Genomic DNA, 18,466 nt, shown 5'->3' on the forward strand with positions numbered 1-18,466 from the left:
GTCTGCCCGCAGCGTGTATAGCAGAAGGCGCAAAAAAGCCTCCGGGGAACCGGAGGCTTTGATGTGTGAATCTTAACGGTTGTAGAACTCGACGATTTGCTTCTCGTCAACTTCCTGAGTCAGCTCAGCGCGTTCCGGCAAACGGATATATTTGCCTTCAAATGCTGCGTCAGCATATTCCAGGTAAGCTGGAAGGTGATTGCGGTTTTCCAGAGCTTCCTTGATGGATTTCATGGAACGGCTTCTTTCACGAAGACCGATTACATCGCCGATGCTTACACGGTAAGAAGCGATATCAACTTTCTTGCCGTTTACAGTTACGTGGCCGTGGGATACCAGCTGACGTGCGCCTGCACGGGAGTTAGCAAATCCAAGACGGTAAACCAGGTTGTCCAGACGGCTTTCGAGCAGGAACATGAAGTTTTCGCCCGCGATACCCTGGATCTTCTGTGCTTTGGAGAACAATGTGCGGAACTGCTTCTCGCCCAGACCGTACATGTGACGGAGTTTTTGTTTTTCCAGAAGCTGCATACCGTAGTTACTTACTTTTCTGCGTTGGTTAGCGCCGTGCTGTCCTGGTGGGAAAGGGCGTTTAAGGTCTTTACCTGTACCGCTAAGGGAAATGCCCAGACGGCGGCTGAGTTTGAATTTAGGTCCGGTGTAACGTGCCATGTTATAGTAGACTCCTTTATAATTGAAATTTCATGGTAGGGCCTATTTGTGCCGCAGCCGTATTCGTGAAAGCGTGTATTTGGTTTCACTCTGTCAGGGGAGTTCAGCCGCTGCCCTGACAGTAACGGTAGCGTGAGGGTGACACAACGTTACGCCCAAGTAAGACTTCTTACAGTCTTGTTCAACAATAAATATTATATGAAAAGAATAGGTAAAGTCAAGCGCTACTTTAATAAGATTTTGTCTATCTTTGTCGTTAGTTCTTTGGTCCTAAAAAAAATCCCGGGTTTTAGGAAAATATAATGCATTACTGCTAGAAAGAGAGTAAAATATAGCTAATTAGATGTTATCGGATATTATTATTTTTTTAAATTGATGCAAAGGGGATCCTAGTTATGCCGGAACAGGAAGCATGCGGTTATAAAGACACACGTATGCTGTTGCAGGACACAATGCAAGCAAGCGGAGAGCCCGATGATCCCGCCGCATGGCTAAGGGAGACGGATATTGTATCCTATGACTTTCCCTACGCAGGCCAATTGCTTGCAGAGAGCTTCAGGGAATGGTGCGGGATGGCTGTACTGCCGTTTGCCCGGTCATGGGAATGGTGTGTACTGAATTATAAAGGGAAATTTGTAGAGACGGCAGAGCCTGCCGGGGGACGGGGCAGTCTATGGAAGAAGGCGTGGGAGGCAGCCGCTGCGGGCAGCCTGCTTACAGGAGAGCTTTTTGTGCTTTCGGCAGAGGATGCGGGGGGCAGCCAGGAGGTTAAGCTGCTGGTAATTCCCGTATTCACCAGAAGCAAAGGCGAGATATTTGCCCTGCTGGGCTGCGCGATGCCGGCTGAGCAGTTCATGCAGGGCGGCCGGTATACGGCAGAAGCGATGGCGCTGCACTACCAGACCTGTTTTTACCGCAGATTTGAGCATGTGTTTGTATCTGATCTGGCCGGGGTGCATCAGCATGCCGAGCGCGAAAGCAACCGGCGCTCGCTGCTGTTCCAGATCGTCCAGCGGATGCATGATAACATCGACGTCAATGCCGTGCTGACAGAGGTTATTGACAGCATTTCAGCGATGTACCCGGGTGCACGGCTCGAGCTGTTCATGTCGCAGGACCACCGGAGCACCCATCCGCAGGTAAAGCCGCTGCCGCTGCGCTGGGGGGCAGACGATGTCTGCGCCAAGGCCTTTAAGGACGGACGGGTGGCACTGCATGCCGGACGGGATAACAATTCGGTGGAAATCGGCCTGCCGCTTGGGGGCAAGCAGGGAGTGTACGGCGTCTTTCATATGATGCTGGACAAGCCTGCCTTCCCCGATGTGGATCTCCGCTTTCTCACAATGGTTGCGGATACCGCAGGGACCGCCTTTGAGAATGCCAAGCTCTACGAGCGCTCGAACCAGCTGATCCGTGAGCTGCGGATGAGCAATGAGCTGACCCAGCGGCTGAATCAGAGCCTGCGTCTGGGGGATATTTTTCAGTATGCCTTTGAAGAGCTGCTGGAAATGTTCGGCGCCGATTACTGCTGTATCCTGCATCTGAATGAGAAGAAGGGCGGGCTTGAGGCCATTGCCTGTAACTACCCTCCGCTGCGCGGCGAAATTATTGATAACGGCAAAGGATTGGGCGGACGGGTGTACAGCTCGGGAGAGCCGCTTATTCTATCGGAGTACAGCGGGGCGGAAGGCATTCATTCAAGGCTTATGGCAGCCACGCAGTCGCAGTCGGCGATTGCTACACCGCTTAATGTGGGAGGAGAGGTGCGGGGGGCTATTATGCTGACCCACAGGGAGCCGCACTTCTTCTCCTATGACAGCTTCCGTCTGCTGCAGGCGATGGCCGGCCATATCGGGCTGGCTGTCGGCAACGCGCGCCTGCATGCGGAGGTGCGTTATTTGGCGAACCGGGACAGCCTTACGGGGCTGTATGCCCGCCATTATCTGGATGAGGAGATCAAGGAGCGGCAGACCAAGGACTTCTGCGGAACGCTCATAGTGGTCGATATTGACCAGTTCAAGATGGTTAACGATACCTACGGGCATCAGAGGGGCGACAAGATTCTGAAGCAGGTCAGTGAGATTGTGAAGTCCTCCATCCGCCAGGGTGATATTGCCGCAAGATGGGGCGGTGAAGAGCTGGCGGTATATCTGCCGCAGCTTGGCATCCAGCAGGCCGTATATGTGGCGGAACGGATACGCAAGCGGGTTATGGGCGAAACGGAGCCGCGGGTAACGGTATCCTGCGGTATCGCTGAATGGAGCTGGACAGATGACCGGGTAAGCGTCGAATCCCTGTTTTACCGTGCGGATATGGCGCTTTACGAGGCAAAGAACAACGGCCGTAATCAGGTCGTAACAGACCGTAAAAATGCAGAGAATAGTGCAAAGAATCCTTAAGCCACGGGCTGACAGGATTCTTTTTTTTGACTATAGAGACAGACGCATAAGCGTGCAGTGAAAGGAGAACCTATATAGATTGATATTGAAAATACGATAAAAGGGATGTCTATCCGCACATGAAGATGAATAAAGCGTTTGCGTTATTGGCTCTGGTGCTGCTCAGCGGCTGTGGTCCGGCAGGGGGCAGGCCGGCAGCGGAGGATCTGGATCTGGCTCTGGCGGGAATGGACGGCAGAGATGCCGTGTCCTTTGAAGGCTCGGCTGCACTCCTTGTAGAAGGCAAGCCGGTGGAAGAGTCTGCGGTTTATTACGGGGGCAAGCTGCAGGATCATAACCGGATCACCCTGTATTCCCTGCTGCCGGATGAGGCGGGAGGGGCCGGTACGGCTGCCGGCAAGGGGCTGAAGGAGCTTGAGCAGAGCGGGCCTGCAGCTTCAGCCTATTATACCAGCCTGGAGAAGCAGGACGGGGAATGGAAGCCGTATCAGGCATACGGCCTGCAGGACAATGCCGGACCGCTCACTGCGCTCAATCCCCTGCACCAGCTGGAAGAGCTGCAGGAGCAGGATAAGGAGGTAACAGAGGAGACGGGCGCTGCCTCGGGCAGCCGGGTGCTGCGGATCAGGCTCAGCCCTGCAGCAGCCAAGCGGCAGCTGGCGCAGCGGCTTGAACAGGAAATGCAGGCCGTCCGTCCAGGGGCTGCAGATACAGGCTATGCAGCACAGCCGGCAGAGGTCCGGTCAGCGATGGAGAATTTATGGAAGCAGAAGAGCGGGGAGCTGAAGCGGAGGCTGGACGAAGCTGAAGTGTCCTCTGTTTATTTTCTGAAGGTGGATACAAGGCGGAATTTGCCCAAGCGGCTGACCTGGACGCAGACAGTCCGTTATCCGGGAGCTGGCGGTGCTTCAGACGGCGAAGCTTTTGTAAGCAACGTTGATTTTTACGGCTACCAATGAGAGACGGAGGATGGACCTGACAGAAAGCCTTGCGCTGGATAGAGGGCGTGCTACAATAGAACGGTATGCCATTTTTATGTAAGAGGAAGGAAGCGAGCAGGATGAAGGATCCAAGAATTCAAAAGCTGGCGGCAAACCTTGTGGGTTATTCCGTAGACGTGCAGCCGGGCGAAAATGTGCTGGTCGAAATGATCGGCAGCGAAAGAGATTTGATTAAGGCGGTTGTGGAGGAGGTCGGTAAAGCCGGAGGCAATGCTTTTGTCCAGCTGACAGACCGTACCGTCCTGCGCAGTATGCTTAAATATGCAATCCCGGAGGGGATTAAGACCTGGGCTGAGATCGACCTGAACCGCATGAAGCAGATGGATTGCTATATCGGAATCCGCGCCGGCGAGAATGTGAACGATCTGGCTGATGTGCCTGAAGAAAATATGAAGCTTTATAACTCCCTGTATTCACATCCGGTACATAGCGAGCAGCGGGTCAAGCATACCAAATGGGTGGTTCTCCGCTATCCTAACGCGAGTATGGCCCAGCTTGCCAATACGACTACTGAAGCCTTTGAGGATTTCTACTTTGAGGTATGTAACCTGGATTATGCCAAAATGGACAAAGCCCAGGATGCGCTTGCCGATCTTATGCGGAAAACAGACAAGGTGCGCATCACCGGTCCAGGCACAGAGCTCACGTTCTCCATTAAGGGCATCGGTGCAGAGAAATGCTCCGGCCAGAAAAATATTCCCGACGGCGAGGTCTACAGCGCCCCTGTCCGTGATTCCGTTAACGGTACGATCAGCTATAACGCGGCGACCCTGTACAACGGCATTACTTTTGAAAATGTAAAGTTCCGCTTCGAAAACGGTAAAATTGTCGAGGCAGCCAGCAATGATACCGCACGCCTTAACGAGATTCTTGATTCTGATGACGGCGCACGCCATATCGGTGAATTCGCCATCGGCTTCAATCCGTATATTCTCCACCCGATGAAGGATATTCTGTTCGATGAAAAAATCGCCGGCAGCCTGCACTTTACACCGGGTCAGGCGTACGATGTGACCGATAACGGCAACCGTTCCTCCATTCACTGGGACCTCGTGCTGATTCAGCGTCCGGAGTACGGCGGCGGGGAGATTTATTTTGATGATGTGCTGATCCGCAAGGACGGTATTTTCGTGATTCCTGAACTTGAAGGTCTGAACCCGGAAAATCTGAAATAAAATGTAATCAAAAGAAAACACCTTGCGTGAGTAAGCGGATTCAATGTATCATGGAATTGGTTACAAATGAACAAGCGTACTAAGTTTTTCTAATCAAGTTGCGGAGGGATTCCTATGTCCAGTAACAATGCGGCAATCGTGGATATTGCCCAAACGGCAAGCCAGTTCAACTCATCAATCGTCCTACAGGCGGACAACAAGTACATTGACGTTAAGAGCATCCTCGGGTTGTTTACAACTCTGGTTTCCAGTCAAAGCTATGAGCTTCATGTACACGGCACTGATGCCGAAGAAGCAAAGAAAGCGATGAGCGAAGTATTTTCCAAACATGGTCTGAATTTTACTGTTGTTGCTGAGTAATCGGCGACCTCAAAGACGTCCTGCCGGAAGCGGCAGGGCGTTTTTTGTAATTACTCGCAACTGAATTCTTGTATTGGCTCTCAATTTCGACTAATATTAAACTAAATAGCATTAACAGCTGTAACTTTTGGACATGGGGGGGATAATGCATGACTTCATCGGATTTGCAGGAACAGCTTAATCTTAAAGCAATTACTCTTCTACAAGAAGATGCCGATAAAATTCAGAAGCTCATCGAAGTGCAGATGGAGAATCTGGCTACTCGTTACTGCCCTCTCTATGAGGAAGTGCTGGATACCCAGATGTACGGCTTTTCAAGAGAGGTCGATTTTGCGGTTAGGGCGGGACTGGTGCCTGAGTTCACCGGCAAGCAGGTATTGAGTGAGCTTGAACGCAACTTGGCTGTGCTGTACGAGGCGCTGAACAAGAAGGCGAATGAACGCGAGAATTAACAGCAGCTTGCACTGTTCATACCAAAACGCACATGAGGGACTACGCCGCTCATGTGCGTTTTTTGTTGTAATAAGAGTCGGGGAAAGGTCTGTCTATACTAGATAAAAGGATACACCCAGTATCAGGTAGACGGCCAGCAGCAGTAAGCCTTCATACCAGTTGGTGGCGCCATCCTGGGTTATAGACTTAGCTATGAACACAGAGACGGCGATCGCTACAATTTCTATGGTCGTAAAGACGATATCCATCGTATTGCCCATGAAGTAGCTGGCGAAGATCAGAACAGGGGCTACGAACAGGGCAATCTGCAGACTGCTGCCGACGGCAATTTCCACCGCTGCTCCCATTTTGTTCTTCATGGCCAGCATGATTGCTGCACTGTGCTCGGCTGCATTACCGATAATTGCGACAAGGAAGGCACCGACGAACAGCTCGCTGAAGCCGAAGCGCTCCGTAAGGGTCTCTAGTGTGCCTACCAGCCACTCGCTGACAAAAGCGACCATGACCGTTGCCAGAATGAGATAAAAGATGGACTTGCCCTTAGACCAGACAGGCGCATGCTCGTTGGGCAGCTCCTCCGCAGATTCATCCGTTACATCGGCCAGATATTTTTTGTGCGTAATCATGGAGAAGACCAGCCAGGCCATATACGCTGCAATCAGCAGTCCGGCCACGACGAGGCTGAGCACATCGGTATCCCGCTCGGTGATGGAGTGGGTGTTGAAGAACATGGCGGGGACAAACAGGGCGATGACCGCCACGATCATCAGTGAGCCGTTGAGCCCTGCGAGGGTAACATTGAAATTCTGAACCTTAAACTTCATTCCTCCCGCAAAAATACTCAGGCCCAGCACCAGCAGCAGATTGCCGATAATGGACCCGGTCAGGCTTGCCTTGACCATGTCAAACAGGCCTTCCTTGACCAGAAAGAAGGCGATAATCAGCTCTGCGGCATTGCCGAAGGTGGCATTAAGAAAGCCTCCGAGCCGCTGTCCGGCATAGTGGGCTACACTTTCGGTCGCCCGGCCGAGAAAGCCGGCCACGAAAACAACCGCAACAGCGGATAATACGAACTGCAGTGTGTGGTCCCAGTCCGCATAATGCCCGGCTGCGCTAAGGATAAAGGTGATTATCAGCAGCGCAGGAGAAATCCATTTTTTCATGTAAAGCACGCTCCGGTTTCTGTATGTAGTTTAAATTCATATTTCAATATACCCATCTTGATCCCGTGTGTAAACGGGTGCCGCAGAAGTCATTTGCTTTTTAGCCTGTTTTCGAATTACAATAATTGATAATGAGTGTAGGGGGGATATGGCATGGCAGAACAACTTCAACTTGAAATGGGAAACATACGGATATCGAATGATGTCGTCTCTAAAATTGCCGGTTTGGCGGCATTGGAGACTCCGGGCATAGCGGCCATGTCAGGCGGCTTGTCTGAAGGCTGGGCGAAGCGTCTAAGCGGCAAGAATGTGCAGAAAGGCGTTACTGTTGAAGTGGGGCAGCTTGAAGCTGCAGTGGATCTGCGTATCATTGTACTGTATGAGACACCGATCCATGAGGTCTGCCGGATGCTTCAGCAGAATGTGCGTGAGGCAGTAGAGAGCATGACCGGCCTTCATATTGTGGAAGTGAATGTCAAGGTTGAAGGCGTTGCCTTCAAGAACGACGAAATTTCATAAGGTTTGAACGAAAAAGGCAGCCCGGAGATCATTCCGGACTGCCTTTTTATATCCGGCAGCTGCTGTCCCGCTCTAGCGGGTGGCGCGTACCTGCCGCACAGTGGTGACGGATTTGGTAACCTCTTCTTTGGCCGGGCGGTTTGTTTCCCGTGAGATGCTGAGCATAATGCCCATACAGAACATCGTAACCACCAGTGAGGATCCCCCGTAGCTGATAAATGGAAGTGTGACCCCTGTAAGCGGGATCGTCTTAGTAACCCCTCCGATGTTGACGAAGGCCTGTATGGCAATCAGGCCCATGACCCCGACGCCGACGAGTGTGCCAAAAGGATCGGTGCACCTGAGGGCAATCATGATGCCCCTCCAGATAAAGTACAGATAGACTAGCAGGAAGACGGCTGTGCCGATAAAGCCGAGCTCCTCGCCGATGACGGCGAAGATAAAGTCCGTATACGGATAAGGCAGATAATGAAGCTTCTGGATACTCTGTCCGAACCCCGCGCCGCCTGTGCCCCCTTCTCCCAAAGCCGTCAGAGACTGGATGATATTATATCCCCCGTCTTCAGCATCCTTGAAAGGGTCAATAAAAGCCGCGATGCGGTCCATTTTGTAGTTGTTGTCAGCAGCCACAATAGTTGTCTGCGGCGACAGGGAGTCTATGGCGGTTTTGGCTCCCATGACAATGCCTACGCCAAGCACCAATAGTGCAATTGAGGCGAGGATATGCTTCATGCTGGCACCGCCGGCATAGATAACAAGCCCGCTGGTTGCTACAAGAATAAGACAGGAGCCCAGATCCGGCTGCATCATGATAAGGCCGGCAACAATACCGACAATGACCATGACCGGAATATAGCCTGTGCGTAAATCCCGCAGCCGCTCGCCCTTTTTGGTAATGAGTGCAGACAGATACAGGATGATCGAGATTTTGGCAAGCTCCGTAGGCTGGATGCCGAGTCCGCCGATGTTAAACCAGCTCTTGGCACCGTTGGTGCGCTCAGTGAAAGCTACAAGCAGCAGCAGAAGGAGCGTAAGTAAAAAAATCGGGGCATACCATTTCTTGAATTTACTGTAGTGGATATTCATAACGGTGAACATTACGACGCTGCCGACTACTACCCATTGAATCTGATTCTTGAGGAAGTACAGCGGATCGTTCCCGAACTTTTCACTGGCCAGGGTCAGGCTGGAGCTGGAGCTGAACACCATGACAAGACCGAAGCCGACCAGGAGCAGGGTCAGGATGAGCAGCTGGAAATCAGGCGTGCCTCTTTTGGGAAGTCTGGCTTTTTGTTTGGTTTTTCCTTTTACGGTATTCAAGCTTCAAGCAGTCCTTTCAGCTCAAGAATGCGCTGTGCTGCGGTGTCGAGTACAGGCTGGGGGACCGGGGAGTCATACTCCAGGCCATGGGGAAAGGTGGCCTTGCCCAGATAAACGGCTTCAACGGCCAGCACGGCATCGGGCTTCTCCAGCTTGCCTTCGACAGCACGCGTGTTGATTCTGAGGAAGTATTCGCCGCCTTCTTGCGGGTCTTCGATCTTGCAGTCGTAAGTGGCACGCGTGTACTCCCACTGCCAGCGGATGAACCCGGCTTTGGCCGCACTTTCGTCCAGATATTGAAGGTCGCTTTGCAGTCCTACGAGGCCAGTGTTCTCAAATATCATAGCGCACATATCCCCCTTATGAAGTATAATGATCATTTCGCAAGTGTCATTATAGATGTTCTACCTCATGATAGTATGTTTCCGGGGCTTGCGCAAGGTAAGCCGGGCATAGCCGTACACAGTTTTTTGCGTTTCTGCTACAATGTAAAAATACGTGAGAAGGGAATGGAACCGTATGGACAAAAGAGAGATCGACCGGCTGCTTCCGGAGATGGTGGAATGGCGCCGCCATTTGCACCGCCACCCGGAGACGTCCTACCAGGAGAAGGAAACGTCGGCTTTTGTAGCCGCGAAGCTGGAAGCATTCGGAATTGAAGTAAAGCGCAGCAAGGCCGGTTACGGACTGACGGGAATTCTGAAGGGCAGCAGGCCGGGTAAGACAGTGGTGCTGCGTGCCGATATGGATGCGCTGAATATTACCGAGGAGAGCGGAAGTGAATATGCTTCACAGAATCCCGGTGTTATGCATGCCTGCGGACATGATGGTCATACGGCAATGCTGCTCGGGGCAGCTGCGTACTATAGCGCCCGGAGGGACGGGCTGAAGGGCGAGCTGCGCTTTTTGTTCCAGCCTGCAGAAGAAATCTGCCCCGGCGGAGCGAAGGATATGATTGCTGAAGGGGTGCTTGACGGAGCGGATGCCATCTACGGCCTGCATCTGTGGACACCGCTGCCTCTGGGCACAGTCGGCAGTGCGCCGGGTCCGCTGATGGCATCGGCGGACGAATTCTTCATTGATATTACCGGCAGGGGCGGACACGGCGGGATGCCCCACCGCACGGTAGACAGTATCGTAGCCGCTGCAGCGCTGGTTACACAGCTGCAGACCATCGTCAGCCGCAGTGTAGATCCGCTGCAGCCTGCAGTGCTCAGCATCGGCACCATTCAGGGCGGAACTGCCCAGAATATCATTGCTGAACGCTGCCGGATTACCGGTACGGTCCGTGCCTTTGATGAAGAGACCCGGTATCTGATCCGCACCAGAATTGAGGAGATGGCATCAGCGGTTGCTGCTGTTTACGGGGCTGAGGCGAAGGTGGATTACATGATGGGCTATCCGCCGCTGGTTAATGATGAGGCGGAATTCCGCCGGTTTATGCGGGTTGCTCCCGAAGCGCTTGGAGATGAGGCGCAGGTCATTCATATGGAGAAGATTATGCCCGCTGAAGACTTCGCTTATTATGTGAAGGAGATTCCCGGCTGCTTTATCTTTGTCGGCGCCGGAAATGCGGACAAGAATGCCGTGTACCCGCATCATCACAGCAAATTTGATTTTGACGAGGATGCCCTGCTGCACGGTGCCACGCTGCTGGTGGCGCTCGCTGACTCCTGCCAGAATGAATAATTGCACTTATCATGCATAAATAGCCAGGATTGGGAGAACCTACTTCCGTATATTACGGAGAGACAGGAGGTTCCTACTTGAAGACAGTCAGAGAAGTGATGACAGAGCGGCCTGCAGCGGTGACGCTGCTGGATAATGTCTATGAGGTTGCCGTCAAAATGAGAGACTATGATACAGGGTTCATTCCGGTGACTGATTCAGAGTCGGGCAACAGGCTCATCGGTGTGATTACGGACCGGGACCTGGTGCTGAGAGGGTACGCGCAGAAGCATCCGGGTTCCACCGCTGTGGAGACGGTGATGAGCAAGCAGGTAGTTTCCGTTGAGCAGTCTGCGACTGTAGAGGAAGCAGCTGAGCTTATGGCATCACGGCAGATCCGCCGCCTGCCGGTAACCCGTGACGGGGAGCTGATAGGCGTTGTGTCGCTGGGCGACTTGGCTGCAAAGAATATTTTTGCAGACGAAGCGGGAGAGGCGCTGAGTGAAATATCCCGGCACCGGCTGCATTGAATAAGATACAAGAGAAGCTCATAGCCGCAAAATTGCGGGCGTGGGCTTTTTCCTGTTGGGCCTGTTCTTACAGTCAGGCGTGACAAGAGCTGATCAGTGATAAAACAGACAGGAGGAGAGAAAATGAACGGAACAGGGGCATGTATAGCCCGTAAAGATAAGACTGTGCTGCTGGAATGCGGACACCCGGGATTCGGGGCTGCTGGAATGGAGCTTGCAGATTACGCCGAGCTTGTAAAAAGCCTTCCGGCCTATCACACCTACCGGATCACTCCGCTGTCATTGTGGAATGCCGCTGCCGGAGGGATGACGGCGGAGCAGATCATTGCCAGTCTGCGGCGCCTGGCGCGCTGGGGGGTTCCGGCCGGACTGGAGGAAGAAATCGGCAGGCTGGTCACACGGTACGGAAGACTGACGCTGCATGCCGGTACAGCGGATAGCCGGCTGGTGCTGCTGCGCGCCGACAGCCCGGCGCTGCTCGATGAGCTGGCAGGCCTCGCAGGGCTGGACGCGCTGCAGCTTAGAAGAACCGGAGAGCTGGAATGTGCATGTCCGGCAGTCTCCCGCGGGCTGCTGAAGCAGGAGCTTACCCGGCTCGGCTACCCGGTGCTGGACTATGCCGGCTACCGTGAAGGCCAGGGGCTTAGCTTGGCCTGGACCGGTGTCGGGCTGGAGGAGACCGGCGGCAATCCGGGGACCTTCGGGCTCCGGCCATATCAGCAGGAGGCAGTCCGGTTATTCTACGGGATGGGCGGAAGCGGAGTGGTTGTTCTTCCCTGCGGGGCGGGGAAGACGGTGGTAGGCCTTGCTGTCATTGAGAAGCTGCAGTGTGAAACACTGATCCTGACCTCCAATACAACCTCAGTTGAGCAGTGGCGTGAAGAGCTGCTGCAGCGGACGAGCCTGCAGAGCGGAGAGATCGGGGAATATACCGGTGAGCGCCGGGAAGTGCGGCCCGTTACGCTGGCAACCTATCAGATGCTGACACACCGCCGCTCAAAGGAAGAGGATTTCGTCCACATGAGTCTGTTCAATGAGCGCAACTGGGGCCTTATTATCTATGACGAGGTGCATCTGCTCCCTGCCCCGGTCTTCCGGGCAACCGCCGATATCCAGGCAACGCGGCGCCTGGGACTGACTGCTACGCTGATCAGGGAGGACGGCCGCGAAGGGGATGTCTTCTCGCTGATCGGACCGCGCTGCTATGAGCTGCCCTGGAGGTCGCTGGAGAAGCAGGGCTGGATCGCCGCTGTGGAATGTGTGGAGCTGGTTGTGCCGATGGACAGTGCCCTGCGCAGCAGGTATCTCTACGCCGGGGGCAAGGAGCAGTTCCGGCTGGCCGCCGGCAACCCGTCCAAGGCGGAGGCGGCCGCGGGGATTATTGCCGAGCATGCCGGAGCAAGGGTGCTTGTGATCGGCCAATACCTGGATCAGCTCGAAGCGCTGGCTGCCTGTCTGGATGCCCCGCTTATCACCGGGAAAACCCCGCAGCGTGAACGCAACAGGCTGTACGAGGCCTTTAACGAAGGCGCACTAAATGTGCTGGTGGTATCCAAGGTAGCCAATTTTGCAGTCAATCTGCCGGACGCTTCGGTTGCGATCGAGGTATCGGGTGCATACGGCTCCCGGCAGGAGGAGGCCCAGCGGCTGGGACGGATTCTGCGGCCCAAGCAGGGCGAGAACAGAGCCTATTTCTATACGCTGGTCACCGGAGACAGCCGTGAACAGGAATTTGCCCTGCGGCGGCGGCTGTTCCTGACGGAGCAGGGCTATGAATATGCGGTCAGAACAGCCGGGCCGCAGGAGGAGGCTTTGCTATGATGACCGTGAGTCCAGGCGCAAATGAGATTCTGCGGCGCATATGTGCAGCTTATGCGGACAGGCCGTTTGCCGTGGAGAAGGCGGAGCAGCTGCGCCCTGAAGCGCTCTGCCGTGCTGAGCTCCAGCTGGCAATCCTGGAGCTGCGCCGGGCCGGGCTGCTGGAGCTGCGCCAGAAAATCTGGGGCGAGCAGCTGTACCAGATCCCTCCGCAGCAGCTGGCTGCTGTGCAGCAGGAATGCTTTAGCTGCAAGCCGGAATCCCTTAATAGCGGACGTGTTGAGGTGACCTGGCCCGCAGAGGCCGGGCTGGCTGCACAGCTGTTCCGCACGCTGGTGTTCATGCGCCAGGAAGGGCTTCCGCTGACAGGCAAAGGAGCCGTCCACAAGAAGCACTCGGGCAGACTGGCAGCTCAGCTGCCTGTCAAGGATAAGCATCTGCGCGGCTTGTTCCCCAGTACTCCTGCAGATGAGACGGTTCCGCTTACTGTCACTGTGCTGCTGGATTTAATGCTTGCACTGGAGCTTGCTGAACGCGGGGACAACGCTTACCGGCTGAAGACTGAGAAGATGAATGCTTGGCTTGGGCTCGCTGAGGCGCAGATGACGGAAATGTTATACGGTGTAATCCTCAGCCGTTACGCTGCTTCAGAGCCGGCCCAGCAGCATTTCCGGTATCTTCTGTCATCCGGCGCTTTCACGCCGGGCAGCTGGTATGTGCTCCGTGATTTAATGGATTTAATGCTGCAGTCGGATCTGACTGCAGGCAAGGATACCGAAGCGCTTCAGCCGGGCTGTATTGCCTGGCTGCAATGCATGGCAGGCTTCGGCTGGTGTGAGCTGGGGACGGCGGCAGACAGCGGGGAGTGCTGCTTCCGCTGGACCCTGTATAAGCCGGTGCTTCCGGCAGGACAGCAGAATCAGGACACCGGGAATTTCTGCGCGGAACCCGGATACAGCGCGGGCGGAGCCGGAGGCGGCTTTATCGTCCAGCCGGATTTCGAGGTGCTGGTTCCGCCGGAGGTCCCCTACCGGCTGCGCTGGGGGCTTGCCGGCTGTGCGGAGCTTCTTGCCGGCGACGACCGGCTGTGGAGCTTCCGGCTAAGCCGTGAGAAGCTGGAAGAGGCGGCAGAGCGGGGCAGGCCGCCGGAAGCCGTGATAGGCTGGCTTGCGGCCCATGCCGCAGGCGGACTGCCTGATCAGGTCAGGCAGTCCCTTGCCCAGTGGTCGCGCAGCATTGGCCGGACCTCCTGGAAGGAGGCCATTCTGCTTGCCTGCCGGGGGGAAGGAGATGCTGCCGACATCGCTGCACATCCGCGGCTTGGAGACTGCCTGACCCGGATAGGGCCGCTGCATTTCATTGTGCAGCATGGGCGCGCGGATCAGGTTCGCAGGGAGCTGGCGGCAGCCGGACTGGCACCGCCGCGGCTGATCGGAAGCGCAGGTGGAGACGCGCTTGCGCCTGCCGGGCTGCCGGAGGATGCTGGCCTTGCTCAGCAGGAGGCATACGTCCTTCCGGCACCTGAAGAGACCACAGGCCTGCTAGGCGGCACCGCAATGCTCAGGACCGTGCCGGTCCCGGCTGCGGAACCAGAGGATGGGCTGCTTCCCGGTGAAGAAGGCGTTCCGCAGATGTGGCTGAGGGAATGGCGGGAATACCATATCACTACCGCACAAAAGGTAATGGAGCAGGCTCACCGCTGGGGGATTAAGGTCCGTTTGTCTCTGGAGGGGGAAATCTGTGATTTCATCCCCGAGCAGCTTCACGGCAGGCCGTGGAGCGTCTCCGGCTGGCTGATGCCTGCCGGAACCGGGCAGTATGAAGCCGCGGAGCTGGTACCGGGAGACTGGAAGGAAATGAAGCTGCTGATTCCGGAGAAGAGGAGAAATTCCTCTTCTGCTTAGGTGACCGGTTATGTTATGATAGGGTAGTCTACATTGTGCTGTAGAACATTACAACAGAAAAGAGTTGAAGTTCATGAGCGTAGCGGAATTGAATACGGTCGATATGGCCGAAGTGCTGACATACGCCTATGAATTAGGCGATATGATTAATCAATCCGCCGAAGTGTCGGATTATTTATACTGGAAGGGGCGCGTCGGCGCCAATTCCGAAATCCAGGCCATGGTCAGACGGCTGCAGAGCAAGAAGGAGCTGTTCGAAGAGACACAGCGCTTCGGGCATTTTCACCCCAATTACCATATGGCCAAGGATGAAGTAGCAGCAGTAGAGAAGGAGCTTGAGCAGTTCGAGGAGGTTGTCCGCTTCAAGCAGGCGGAGGCGACGCTGGACGATATTTTGCATTCCATGTCTGAAGCGATCGCATTCTCGGTGTCGGAGAGCATCAAGGTTCCGAGCAATGACCCGTCGCCGAAGGGCGGCTGCGGCAGCGGAGGCAAATGCTCCTGCGGATAAGGTGCCGCTGGCAGGGGAGAGAAAGAAAGGGCGGATGAGCTTATGTTTGCGGAACGGACAGGATATATCGTATGGGTCAGCGATGTCAAAGCGGCACGCAACCTGGAGAAATACGGGACACTGCACTATGTATCACGGCGGATGCACTATGCGGTAATGTACGTCAATGCGGAGCGTGCCGAGGAAGTAATGAAGAACGTCCGCAGGCTCTCATATGTGCGCAAGATCGAACGATCCTACCGCAATGAGCTCAAGACGGAATACACCAGTAACGGGCAGGACAAGTCACGGTATTACGGGCTGTAGGATAATTCATAGACGGAACAGAAGCAGGCGCTGCAGGCGTCTGCTTTTTTTTATAATGATACCTGTGTCCCGCTGCTTAAAATAAAACGGCCGGTTGTCGATATTTGGCAGAAGTTTTAATCACCGCTTAATACTTTGCGTATATGCTTGCAGTAAGAGTGATAAAATTCACGAAGACAGGCATACAGGTGATCAGATGAATAAAGAGCGGGCCCTTGCCCAAAAAATAAAATTAATCCCCAGGTATCTGCAGCATTTAAATGTCAGGCTCAGGGGGGAGCTTCAGGAGCTCGGCCAATTATCCGCATTGCTGGATATCATGAACAAAGAACGTCTGGACACGTATTTCCAGCCGATTTTGCAGCTGCGCTCCGGGCTTACGGTTGCACATGAGGTGCTGAACCGTCCTCCGTCCTCTGTCCATTTTCCCACTACCGAGCATTTCTACGAATTTGCCGGGCGGACGGACCAGATGTTCCGCTTTGAGCAGAACTGCCGGCGGATGTCGCTGCAGCGCTACATGGAACGGCTGCCGATGGAGGATCGTGCGAGCGGTACGCTTGTCTTCATAAACGTCCATCCCGGTGTGCTGAATGACGCCCGGCATAAGAGCGGTGAGACCCTTGCCCTGCTGCAGTCACTGGGGCTGTCGCCGGAGCGTGTCGTGTTTGAGCTGACGGAGCGGCAGGCTGTCCAGGATTATATCGGATTTGAAAAGGTGCTGTCCCACTACCGGGAGCAGGGCTTCCGCATTGCGGTTGACGACGCAGGGTCCGGCTATAACAGCCTCAAAACGCTGGTGTACCTGAAGCCTGAATTTATCAAGCTGGACAAGTCACTGATCCGCGGGATTGAGGGCTGCAGAGAGCAGCAGGAGCTGCTGGAGCTGATCCGGGAATATGCTGCACGGTCATCTACCAAGGTTATAGCAGAGGGGATCGAAACGGCGGAGGAGCTGGTATATTTGCAGAGGGCGGGTATCGAGTTCGGCCAGGGCTACGCGCTGGGCAGGCCGGCGCAGCTTCCGGTCCAGGGCAGTTGTCCGGTAGAGCCTATCAAAGCTGCTGGAAGGGGAGTCTATGGCTATGTTTCTTCAAATCGGTGAAATTGCGGAGCAAATCCCGGAGATTTCCCCGCAGCATAAATGCGAATATGTGGATCATATTTTCAAAGGCAACCCTAAGCTTCAAGGTGTATGTGTGACGGAGAACGGGCAGGCGGTGGCCTTGATTATGCGCATCCGCTTTTATCAGCAGATCGGGACGTTATACGGCTATACGCTGTATATGGGCAGGCCGGTGGAGCTTGTGATGGACCGCAATCCGCTGGTTGTCGAGTATAAGACACAGATTACGGAGGTCAGCAGACTGGCGATGGACCGCAACGAGGAGAACCTGTATGATTATGTGCTGGTCATGCATGAGGGGCATTTGTTCGGAGCGGTGAGCGTACGTGAGCTTTTGCTTAATTTTGCTGAAATTCAGGCGGTGGCTGCCAGCTTTCTCAATCCGCTTACCGGACTTCCGGGCAATCTGAGCATCAATGAATGGATGGTAAAATCGCTTTTGCAGGAGCAGTTCAGTGTGCTATACATAGATCTTGACCATTTCAAGGCTTACAACGATACGTACGGATTTAAGGAGGGCGACCGGCTGATCCAGGCGGCTGCGGAGATATTGAAGCATTGCGCTTTGCAGCGGGAAGGGTTTCTTGGGCATATCGGCGGGGACGACTTTATTATTTTTATTAATGACTATCAGTTTGAAGAGTACTGCAAGACCATTATTGCGGAATTTGAAAAGGTGATAAAAGGATTCTATCATCCGGGCCATCTGGCGCAGCAGTATGTGCTGGCGGAGAGCAGATCGGGCGGTGTCGAGAAAATCCCGCTGGTCTCCATCTCCGTTGCAGTAGTGACCAACCGTTTCCGCCAGTTTGCATCGGTTGAGGCCTTGTCCGAAGAGGCGGCGCGGCTCAAAAAAAAGTGCAAGAAGATCAAAGGCAGCAGCTTTGCAGATGATTCTGACCTTGCGGTAAGCAGGGCAGGCTCCTGAACGGGAGGGCCCCAGCCGGAGCGGGATGCTTGAACATGCTGCGTCAATGCGGTAAGATTGACAACAATAAGAGCATGCCTAGACCCTTCCGGTGGAGAGTGATGATGATGCATGGCAAAGGGATAGACTGGTGGGGGGCGTATGAGCCTTTCCACATCATGCTGAATGACTACAGGGTCGCAGATATCGTTATAACAAGCCATGCGCAGAGCCGTTATGCAGACCGGGTCAGCAGGGAAGGGGAAGCCGGGACGGATGTTGCCGCCTATCTGTGGCAGAGCCTGAAGCAGAACCGGGTTAAGCCTTATCTGCAGAGTAAATACAACGCCTATCTGATCGATGAGGATACCGTGGTAATTGCAGAGTTCAAGGAGCTGGAGGGCGTCACCAGCCTGTCCGGCCGGCCGCTGCATATCATGGTGATCGTATCCTTTCTGGGGCGGATCTCGGCGACTCCGCAGCTGCGTGATCTGCAGGGCTACTACTCGCGTCTGCGGAATACCCGCCGCGTGAAGCTGATGAAGAAGCGCCGCAGACGCAAATGATGTACAGCACCATAACAAAAAGGCATGCGGCCGAGGCCGCATGCCTTTTTTTAGAAGTAAATTGAAGG

Annotated in this window: 19 protein-coding genes; 15 read left to right on the top strand and 4 right to left on the bottom strand. The window is 54.5% G+C overall.

Going from position 1 to position 18,466, the window contains the following annotated elements; genetic code table 11:
* Nucleotides 1-72 precede the first annotated feature (72 nt).
* The gene (rpsD, locus tag R70723_RS12940) at nt 73-672 is read right to left on the bottom strand and encodes a 30S ribosomal protein S4 (protein ID WP_039872564.1); all 600 of its coding nucleotides are present in this window, start codon (nt 670-672) and stop codon (nt 73-75) included.
* Between the two features lie 395 nt (nt 673-1,067).
* Between rpsD and R70723_RS12945 the strand changes: the two genes are divergently transcribed.
* The 5 genes from R70723_RS12945 (at nt 1,068) to R70723_RS12965 (ending at nt 6,059) form a co-directional block, all read left to right on the top strand.
* Entirely contained in the window at nt 1,068-3,071 is a 2,004-nt protein-coding gene (locus R70723_RS12945; RefSeq protein ID WP_039872566.1) for a diguanylate cyclase, read from the top strand.
* A gap of 119 nt (nt 3,072-3,190) precedes the next feature.
* Nucleotides 3,191-4,030: a hypothetical protein gene (locus R70723_RS12950; protein ID WP_039872569.1), complete on the top strand. Its 840-nt coding sequence runs from the start codon at nt 3,191-3,193 to the stop codon at nt 4,028-4,030.
* A gap of 101 nt (nt 4,031-4,131) precedes the next feature.
* Complete coding sequence (locus tag R70723_RS12955; protein WP_039872571.1) at nt 4,132-5,247, top strand: aminopeptidase; 1,116 nt, start codon at nt 4,132-4,134, stop codon at nt 5,245-5,247.
* 114 nt (nt 5,248-5,361) lie between these two features.
* On the top strand, nt 5,362-5,607 hold the full coding sequence (locus R70723_RS12960; RefSeq protein WP_039872573.1) for an HPr family phosphocarrier protein: 246 nt from the start codon (nt 5,362-5,364) through the stop codon (nt 5,605-5,607).
* A 149-nt stretch (nt 5,608-5,756) separates the two neighbouring features.
* The gene (locus tag R70723_RS12965; RefSeq protein ID WP_039872575.1) at nt 5,757-6,059 is read left to right on the top strand and encodes an Fpa/YlaN family protein; all 303 of its coding nucleotides are present in this window, start codon (nt 5,757-5,759) and stop codon (nt 6,057-6,059) included.
* Nucleotides 6,060-6,152: 93 nt separating this feature from the next.
* On the opposite strand, the gene cax is transcribed toward R70723_RS12965, so the two are convergent.
* Nucleotides 6,153-7,223, bottom strand: coding sequence for a calcium/proton exchanger (gene cax, locus R70723_RS12970; RefSeq protein WP_039872578.1), 1,071 nt, complete (start codon nt 7,221-7,223; stop codon nt 6,153-6,155).
* Between the two features lie 153 nt (nt 7,224-7,376).
* Here cax and R70723_RS12975 point away from each other — a divergent pair, with 153 nt between their 5' ends.
* Nucleotides 7,377-7,742, top strand: a complete 366-nt coding sequence (locus R70723_RS12975; RefSeq protein ID WP_019911482.1) for an Asp23/Gls24 family envelope stress response protein — start codon at nt 7,377-7,379, stop codon at nt 7,740-7,742.
* Between the two features lie 72 nt (nt 7,743-7,814).
* On the opposite strand, the gene ftsW is transcribed toward R70723_RS12975, so the two are convergent.
* Both ftsW and R70723_RS12985 read right to left on the bottom strand, forming a co-directional pair.
* Nucleotides 7,815-9,062 carry a putative lipid II flippase FtsW gene (ftsW, locus tag R70723_RS12980; protein WP_039872580.1) on the bottom strand — a complete coding sequence of 416 codons (1,248 nt, stop codon included), beginning with the start codon at nt 9,060-9,062 and terminating at the stop codon, nt 7,815-7,817.
* On the bottom strand, nt 9,059-9,406 hold the full coding sequence (locus tag R70723_RS12985) for a YugN family protein (RefSeq protein ID WP_039872582.1): 348 nt from the start codon (nt 9,404-9,406) through the stop codon (nt 9,059-9,061). Before R70723_RS12985 ends, ftsW begins: the two co-directional genes overlap by 4 nt.
* 175 nt (nt 9,407-9,581) lie before the next feature.
* Here R70723_RS12985 and R70723_RS12990 point away from each other — a divergent pair, with 175 nt between their 5' ends.
* The 9 genes from R70723_RS12990 (at nt 9,582) to R70723_RS13030 (ending at nt 18,398) form a co-directional block, all read left to right on the top strand.
* Nucleotides 9,582-10,751 carry a M20 metallopeptidase family protein gene (locus R70723_RS12990; RefSeq protein ID WP_039872583.1) on the top strand — a complete coding sequence of 390 codons (1,170 nt, stop codon included), beginning with the start codon at nt 9,582-9,584 and terminating at the stop codon, nt 10,749-10,751.
* A 77-nt stretch (nt 10,752-10,828) separates the two neighbouring features.
* The gene (locus tag R70723_RS12995; protein ID WP_039872585.1) at nt 10,829-11,260 is read left to right on the top strand and encodes a CBS domain-containing protein; all 432 of its coding nucleotides are present in this window, start codon (nt 10,829-10,831) and stop codon (nt 11,258-11,260) included.
* A gap of 123 nt (nt 11,261-11,383) precedes the next feature.
* On the top strand, nt 11,384-13,081 hold the full coding sequence (locus R70723_RS13000; protein WP_039872586.1) for a DNA repair helicase XPB: 1,698 nt from the start codon (nt 11,384-11,386) through the stop codon (nt 13,079-13,081).
* Complete coding sequence (locus R70723_RS13005; protein ID WP_039872588.1) at nt 13,078-14,982, top strand: helicase-associated domain-containing protein; 1,905 nt, start codon at nt 13,078-13,080, stop codon at nt 14,980-14,982. The genes R70723_RS13000 and R70723_RS13005 overlap by 4 nt, the downstream gene beginning before the upstream one ends.
* A gap of 73 nt (nt 14,983-15,055) precedes the next feature.
* Nucleotides 15,056-15,493: a YlbF/YmcA family competence regulator gene (locus R70723_RS13010; RefSeq protein ID WP_039872589.1), complete on the top strand. Its 438-nt coding sequence runs from the start codon at nt 15,056-15,058 to the stop codon at nt 15,491-15,493.
* Nucleotides 15,494-15,535: 42 nt separating this feature from the next.
* Entirely contained in the window at nt 15,536-15,799 is a 264-nt protein-coding gene (locus R70723_RS13015; protein WP_039872590.1) for a YlbG family protein, read from the top strand.
* A gap of 196 nt (nt 15,800-15,995) precedes the next feature.
* Nucleotides 15,996-16,904, top strand: coding sequence for an EAL domain-containing protein (locus R70723_RS13020; protein WP_039872591.1), 909 nt, complete (start codon nt 15,996-15,998; stop codon nt 16,902-16,904).
* Entirely contained in the window at nt 16,885-17,853 is a 969-nt protein-coding gene (locus tag R70723_RS13025) for a GGDEF domain-containing protein (protein WP_039872593.1), read from the top strand. Before R70723_RS13020 ends, R70723_RS13025 begins: the two co-directional genes overlap by 20 nt.
* 35 nt (nt 17,854-17,888) lie before the next feature.
* Nucleotides 17,889-18,398, top strand: coding sequence for a hypothetical protein (locus tag R70723_RS13030; protein ID WP_372238219.1), 510 nt, complete (start codon nt 17,889-17,891; stop codon nt 18,396-18,398).
* The last annotated feature ends 68 nt before the right edge of the window (nt 18,399-18,466 follow it).

The organism is Paenibacillus sp. FSL R7-0273 (assembly GCF_000758625.1).
Lineage (GTDB): Bacteria > Bacillota > Bacilli > Paenibacillales > Paenibacillaceae > Paenibacillus_AQ.